Raw genomic sequence first — 3,196 nt, 5'->3', positions numbered from 1 at the left:
AACACAGTGGACGCGAGCAACTGAGGACAAGCCCTCGGCCTATTAGTACCAGTCACCTCCACCCGTTACCGGGCTTCCAGATCTGGCCTATCAACCCAGTCGTCTACTGGGAGCCTTAACCCCTCAAAGGGGGTGGGAGTCCTCATCTCGAAGCAGGCTTCCCGCTTAGATGCTTTCAGCGGTTATCCTTTCCGAACGTAGCCAACCAGCCATGCCCTTGGCAGGACAACTGGCACACCAGAGGTTCGTCCGTCCCGGTCCTCTCGTACTAGGGACAGCCCTTCTCAAGACTCCTACGCGCACAGCGGATAGGGACCGAACTGTCTCACGACGTTCTAAACCCAGCTCGCGTACCGCTTTAATGGGCGAACAGCCCAACCCTTGGGACCGACTCCAGCCCCAGGATGCGACGAGCCGACATCGAGGTGCCAAACCATCCCGTCGATATGGACTCTTGGGGAAGATCAGCCTGTTATCCCCGGGGTACCTTTTATCCGTTGAGCGACGGCGCTTCCACAAGCCACCGCCGGATCACTAGTCCCGACTTTCGTCCCTGCTCGACCCGTCGGTCTCACAGTCAAGCTCCCTTGTGCACTTACACTCAACACCTGATTACCAACCAGGCTGAGGGAACCTTTGGGCGCCTCCGTTACTCTTTAGGAGGCAACCGCCCCAGTTAAACTACCCATCAGACACTGTCCCTGATCCGGATCACGGACCCAGGTTAGACATCCAGCACGACCAGAGTGGTATTTCAACGACGACTCCACAACCACTGGCGTGGCCGCTTCAAAGTCTCCCACCTATCCTACACAAGCCGAACCGAACACCAATATCAAACTGTAGTAAAGGTCCCGGGGTCTTTCCGTCCTGCTGCGCGAAACGAGCATCTTTACTCGTAGTGCAATTTCACCGGGCCTATGGTTGAGACAGTCGAGAAGTCGTTACGCCATTCGTGCAGGTCGGAACTTACCCGACAAGGAATTTCGCTACCTTAGGATGGTTATAGTTACCACCGCCGTTTACTGGCGCTTAAGTTCTCAGCTTCGCACACCCGAAAGTGCACTAACCGGTCCCCTTAACGTTCCAGCACCGGGCAGGCGTCAGTCCGTATACATCGCCTTACGGCTTCGCACGGACCTGTGTTTTTAGTAAACAGTCGCTTCTCGCTGGTCTCTGCGGCCACCCCCAGCTCATGAAGTAAATCCAATCACCGGTGATGGCCCCCCTTCTCCCGAAGTTACGGGGGCATTTTGCCGAGTTCCTTAACCATAGTTCACCCGAACGCCTCGGTATTCTCTACCTGACCACCTGAGTCGGTTTAGGGTACGGGCCGCCATGAAACTCGCTAGAGGCTTTTCTCGACAGCATAGGATCATCCACTTCACCACAATCGGCTCGGCATCAGGTCTCAGGCACAAGCTGTCCGGATTTACCTGGACAGCGCCCTACACCCTTACCCCGGGACAACCACCGCCCGGGCTGGACTACCTTCCTGCGTCACCCCATCACTCACCTACTACAAGTCTGGTCCGTCGGCTCCACCACTTTCCTTTCCCCGAAGGGTCCGGAACGGCTTCACGGACTTAGCATCGCCTGATTCAATGTTTGACGCTTCACAGCGGGTACCGGAATATCAACCGGTTATCCATCGACTACGCCTGTCGGCCTCGCCTTAGGTCCCGACTTACCCTGGGCAGATCAGCTTGACCCAGGAACCCTTAGTCAATCGGCGCACACGTTTCTCACGTGTGTATCGCTACTCATGCCTGCATTCTCACTCGTGAACCGTCCACAACTCGCTTCCGCGGCTGCTTCACCCGGCACACGACGCTCCCCTACCCATCCCAGCCCCCGTTGGGGGTATGTGCTGGAATGACACGACTTCGGCGGTACGCTTGAGCCCCGCTACATTGTCGGCGCGGAATCACTAGACCAGTGAGCTATTACGCACTCTTTCAAGGGTGGCTGCTTCTAAGCCAACCTCCTGGTTGTCTGTGCGACTCCACATCCTTTCCCACTTAGCGTACGCTTAGGGGCCTTAGTCGATGCTCTGGGCTGTTTCCCTCTCGACCATGGAGCTTATCCCCCACAGTCTCACTGCCGTGCTCTCACTTACCGGCATTCGGAGTTTGGCTAAGGTCAGTAACCCGGTAGGGCCCATCGCCTATCCAGTGCTCTACCTCCGGCAAGAAACACACGACGCTGCACCTAAATGCATTTCGGGGAGAACCAGCTATCACGGAGTTTGATTGGCCTTTCACCCCTAACCACAGGTCATCCCCCAGGTTTTCAACCCTGGTGGGTTCGGTCCTCCACGAAGTCTTACCTCCGCTTCAACCTGCCCATGGCTAGATCACTCCGCTTCGGGTCTTGAGCGCGCTACTGAATCGCCCTGTTCGGACTCGCTTTCGCTACGGCTTCCCCACACGGGTTAACCTCGCAACGCACCGCAAACTCGCAGGCTCATTCTTCAAAAGGCACGCAGTCACGACGCAAGGAACAAGTTCCTTGCGCGACGCTCCCACGGCTTGTAGGCACACGGTTTCAGGTACTATTTCACTCCGCTCCCGCGGTACTTTTCACCATTCCCTCACGGTACTATCCGCTATCGGTCACCAGGGAATATTTAGGCTTAGCGGGTGGTCCCGCCAGATTCACACGGGATTTCTCGGGCCCCGTGCTACTTGGGTGTCTCTCAAACGAGCCGCTGATGTTTCGACTACGGGGGTCTTACCCTCTACGCCGGACCTTTCGCATGTCCTTCGCCTACATCAACGGTTTCTGACTCGTCCTGTCGCCGGCAGACGACAGAAGAGAGATCCCACAACCCCGCATGCGCAACCCCTGCCGGGTATCACACGCATACGGTTTGGCCTCATCCAGTTTCGCTCGCCACTACTCCCGGAATCACGGTTGTTTTCTCTTCCTGCGGGTACTGAGATGTTTCACTTCCCCGCGTTCCCTCCACATACCCTATGTGTTCAGGTATGGGTGACAGCCCATGACGACTGCCGGGTTTCCCCATTCGGAAACCCCCGGATCAAAGCCTGGTTGACGACTCCCCGGGGACTATCGTGGCCTCCCACGTCCTTCATCGGTTCCTGGTGCCAAGGCATCCACCGTGCGCCCTTAAAAACTTGGCCACAGATGCTCGCGTCCACTGTGCAGTTCTCAAACAACGACCAACCACCCG

Annotated in this window: 1 rRNA gene; it reads right to left on the bottom strand. The window is 56.9% G+C overall.

Features of this window, described 5'->3' with window-relative positions:
- Positions 1 to 22: 22 nt before the first annotated feature.
- Positions 23 to 3,146, bottom strand: a 23S ribosomal RNA gene (locus ACWIGU_RS44755).
- Positions 3,147 to 3,196 lie beyond the last annotated feature (50 nt).

This window comes from Streptomyces sp. NPDC055400 (assembly GCF_053644375.1).
This window is presented reverse-complemented; position numbering and strand designations above follow the sequence as displayed.